At 73.7% G+C, this 3,762-nt stretch carries 4 protein-coding genes and 1 pseudogene; 2 read left to right on the top strand and 3 right to left on the bottom strand.

Annotation, left to right across the window (positions count from 1 at the left end; genetic code table 11):
• Window positions 1-212: 212 nt before the first annotated feature.
• Entirely contained in the window at window positions 213-470 is a 258-nt protein-coding gene (locus VNM44_RS02575) for a hypothetical protein (RefSeq protein ID WP_325622274.1), read from the top strand.
• On the opposite strand, the gene VNM44_RS02570 is transcribed toward VNM44_RS02575, so the two are convergent.
• Window positions 467-1,816, bottom strand: a complete 1,350-nt coding sequence (locus VNM44_RS02570; RefSeq protein WP_325622272.1) for a deoxyribodipyrimidine photo-lyase — start codon at window positions 1,814-1,816, stop codon at window positions 467-469. The two genes, VNM44_RS02575 and VNM44_RS02570, sit on opposite strands and share 4 nt — an antisense overlap.
• A gap of 16 nt (window positions 1,817-1,832) precedes the next feature.
• A complete protein-coding gene (locus VNM44_RS02565) occupies window positions 1,833-2,852 on the bottom strand; it encodes an alpha/beta fold hydrolase (protein ID WP_325622270.1) in 1,020 nt (339 codons plus the stop codon).
• Window positions 2,853-2,945: 93 nt separating this feature from the next.
• Here VNM44_RS02565 and VNM44_RS02560 point away from each other — a divergent pair, with 93 nt between their 5' ends.
• Complete coding sequence (locus VNM44_RS02560) at window positions 2,946-3,428, top strand: GNAT family N-acetyltransferase (protein WP_325622268.1); 483 nt, start codon at window positions 2,946-2,948, stop codon at window positions 3,426-3,428.
• Between the two features lie 4 nt (window positions 3,429-3,432).
• On the opposite strand, the pseudogene VNM44_RS02555 reads toward VNM44_RS02560, so the two are convergent.
• A pseudogene (locus tag VNM44_RS02555) lies at window positions 3,433-3,762 on the bottom strand (hypothetical protein); the annotation flags it as partial.

Here is a 3,762-nt window from a genome sequence, read left to right as displayed (position 1 = left end):
CGCGCGTGCGTCACCCGCAGTGAGCCGCAAGACTCAGCGGTGGTCGTCGCGCGAGCACGAGACAGACGCGGGCGCGGTCGAGTCCCGTCAGTGGATCCGGCTCGCGCGGGAGCTCGTCGAAGCGGACGAGACGGGGGCGCGGGAGCTGGGCCGCCGCTACATGGGGGAGGTCGCGCGGTTCTCGCACGGGCTCGTGCGGCGGCCCGGAGGCCATGACCTACCGGCAGATGATCGAGCGGATCGCGCGGATCCGGGGCAAGCGGATGCCCATCGTCGAGGTTCCGGTGCTCTCGCCGCGACTCTCCTCGTTGTGGCTGCACCTCGTGACGCCGGTCAACGCCTCGGTTGCGCGACCGCTCGTCGAGGGGCTCCGCACTCCGACCGTCGCGCGGGACGACCGCATCCGCGCGCTCGTTCCCCTCGAGCCGATGCAGTTCGACGACGCCGTCCGCGCGGCACTCGCCGGCTAGCCGCGCGCCTCGCGGAACCGGCGCACGGCCTCCTCGTGGTCGACGATCGGGTGCGGATACGCAGCCGGCCGGAGGAGGCCCAGCCGCCAGGGCTCGTGGACAGCGCCTCTCTCGACGCCCTCGAGCTCGGGCACCCAGTGCCGGACGTACGCGCCGTCCGGGTCGAACCGCCGCGCCTGGCGCGTCGGGTTGAAAACACGGTTCGGGCGCGTGTCTGCCCCCGTTCCGGCGACCCACTGCCAGTTGCCCGTGTTGTTCACGACGTCGCCGTCCACGAGGTGCTCGGCGAAGTGCGCGGCGCCGAGCCGCCAGTCGAGGTACAGGTGCTTGACGAGGAAAGACGCCGTGACGAGCCTCGCGCGACCCGGCATCCACCCCTCCGCGGCGAGCTGTCGCATCCCCGCGTCGACGAGCGGATAGCCGGTCCGTCCCTCCTTCCACGCCGCGAGGGCATCGGGGTCGTCGCGCCAGCGGTCTCCGCGTGGCCGCAGGTCCTCGCGGGCGATCCGCGGCTCGGCGTCGTGCAGCTGATGGTGGAAGTCGCGCCAGCACAGCTGGCGGATCCACGTCTCTCCGCCCGGCTGGCCCGCCGCTCGCTCTGCCGCCTCGAGCGGCGAGACGCACCCGAAGTGGAGGTATGGCGAGAGACCCGACGTGCCGTCGACGGCGAGCTCGTCCCGCCGTGCGTCGTAGCCGGCAAGGCCGTCGCGGAGCCACCGTGCGAGACGTGAGCGGCCCTCCGTCTCGCCGCCGGCCGGCAGCCTCGACGCGGGAGCGCCGCCCACGAGATCGCCGACCGCAGGTAGCGGCCGCTCGTCGATCGGGCCGGCCTCGGGCATCCGCCTGGGCGCGGCCAGGACCGCACGACGCGGGACGGCCCGCCAGCGCCTCCAATACGGCGTGAAGACCCGGAAGGGGCCGTCGGAGCCGGTCGGCGAGAGATCGCCCGGAGCGACCACCGTCACGCCGGGAAACGCCTCGAGGGCGATCCCCCGCTCATGCGCGGCGCTCGTGAGCCTCTCGTGCCTCCGGTGGGCAAAGGCGCTGACGTCCTCGCTCATGTGAATCCGCTCCGCGCCCGTCTCCACGGCGACGCGAAGCGTCTCCGCGACCGTGTCGCCGCGGCGGACGACGAGCCCGCTGCCGCGCGAGGCCAGCGATCGCCGGAGATCGGCGAGCGCGTCGAGCAGGAAGGCGACGCGGTTCGGTGCACCGAAACGCCCGAGGACGGCGTCGTCGAGGACGAAGAGGGGCACGACGTGCGACGCACGGTCCACTGCGGCCGCGAGCGCGGGGTGATCGTGCAGCCGGATATCGCGCGTGAAGAGGACGACGACGGTGCTCACGATCGCGCGCGGCGGCTCAGATGTAGCCAGCGCGGGTCGCGGTTGCGGCTGCCGCGGCCCGCGACGACTGCGCGAGCTTGCGCAGGACGTTCGCGACGTGCCGGTGCACCGTGTGCTCGCTGAGAACGAGCGACGTCGCGATCTCGCGGTTCGAAAGGCCGGCGGCGACGAGCCGCAACACCTCCGTCTCGCGCCGGCTGAGCGGCGAGTCGCCGTTCGACTCCACGGGCGCGGCGTCGTCGAGGAACCCGGCGAGCGCCCGCTGGAGGTCGCGCTGGTCGTCCATCCACGGCAGGTGGGCATCCCCGCCGAGCGCGACGAAGCGCGCATTCGGCAGCAGCGCCGCGAGCTCGCGGCCGCGTCCGATCGGCACGGTGCGATCGCCGCGGCGGTGCAGCACGAGAGCCGGCGCCATGACGGAAGGCAGGAAGGCACGCGCGTCCGACGCGAGGTCGAGCTCGAGAAACGCCGAGGCGACGTCCGCTGAGGCTGCATGGCGCTGGGCGCGGCTCAGGGCCTCGATCTCCTCGCCGCTGCCGCGCGGGAGGAAGAGCCCCGCGAGCATCTGCGCAGCGAGCATCCAGTTCGCGGCGACGAAGTCGACGAGCGAGCGGCGGGTCGCGTCCGGGATGTCGTCGCGCGAGGCGTAGCCACCGAAGTAGACGATCTTCCGTACGCGGTCGGGCTCGGCGCTCGCGAAGCGCGACGACGCGAGCCCGGCGCACGAGCAGGCGAAGAGGGTGACGGGCCCGTCACCGCACGCGGCCGCCACAGCGGCGAGCTGGGCCGTCTCTGCCTCTGCGGTCGGCGCGCCGCGCAGCGTCCGGTCGGACAGCCCCGCGCCAAGCCGGTCGTAGCGCACGACGCGGTGCGCCCGCGCGAGCTCCTCGAAGAACGCCCGCGAGGACGGGGCGTCCCACTCCTCCTCGAGGTGGCTCACCCATCGTCCGCCGAAGAGGAGCACGGGGCCTTCGCCGACCGTCGCGTAGGCGATCCGCCGGCCGTCGAGCTCGCAGAACCGGATGTCCTGCTCCATCACCCGCGAGCATAGTGGCCCGAACGGGCCATGTCGAGAAGATGGCCCGTAGCGGGGAAGCATTCGCCGCCCCGCGGCGTTCACCATCGTCACATGCACGCGCGCTATGTCGACGGCGTCACGATCAGGCAGCTCACGAACGGCGACACGTACACGGTCGGCATGGTGTTCGCGCGGCTCGGCTCGCACTCTCGCGAACGGCGCTTCTGCGGCGCGAAGCCGCGGCTGGCGGGGGCCGAGCTTGCCCTCCTCGCCCGCGTCGACGCCGACCACCATGTTCTGGTCGCGTACGTCGAGCGGGACCCCCGCCCCGTGGGGATCGGGCGGCTCGTGCGCGACGGCCGATCGGCCGAGATCGCGTTCGAGGTCGCGGACGAGCACCAGGGACGCGGGATCGGCTCCGTGCTCGCCCGCGAGCTCGCCGCCGACGCACGGGCTGCCGGGATCACGGAGCTCGTCGCCACGGTGTGCGGCGACAACGCGGCTGTCGTATCGCTCCTCCGGCGGATCGCCGAGTCGCTCCACGTGACGTGGCACGGCGGCGAGCGCGAGTTCGTCGTCGGCCTCGAGGGCTGAGACCTCAGCGCCGAAGTCGAGCGAGGCGTTCCTCGGCCTCGGCGACGCGGCGCTCGGCCTTCTCGGCGTCGGCGCGGGCGCGGCGCGCCTCCCGCTCGGCCGTGTCGGCCTCGCGGCCGAGCGCCCGCGCTTCGTCGCGCGCCTCTTTCAGCGCAGCGCGCGCCTCGTCGACTCGAGCCTTCTCGGCCTTCTCGTCCTCCCGCTGCCGGGTGTGCGCCGGACGCTTCGCGGGGGCGACCGCGCCGGCCATCGCCTCGAAGCCCGTCGCCTCGACCGGCTCGGTCAGCCGGCCGCTCGTCAGGAGCTTCGGGTCGGCCGCGGCGGCCGACCGGAG

This window comes from Gaiella sp. (genome assembly GCF_035558935.1).
Lineage (GTDB): Bacteria > Actinomycetota > Thermoleophilia > Gaiellales > Gaiellaceae > Gaiella.
Note: the sequence above shows the minus strand (reverse complement) of the source record. Positions and strands in the feature narration are given on the sequence as shown.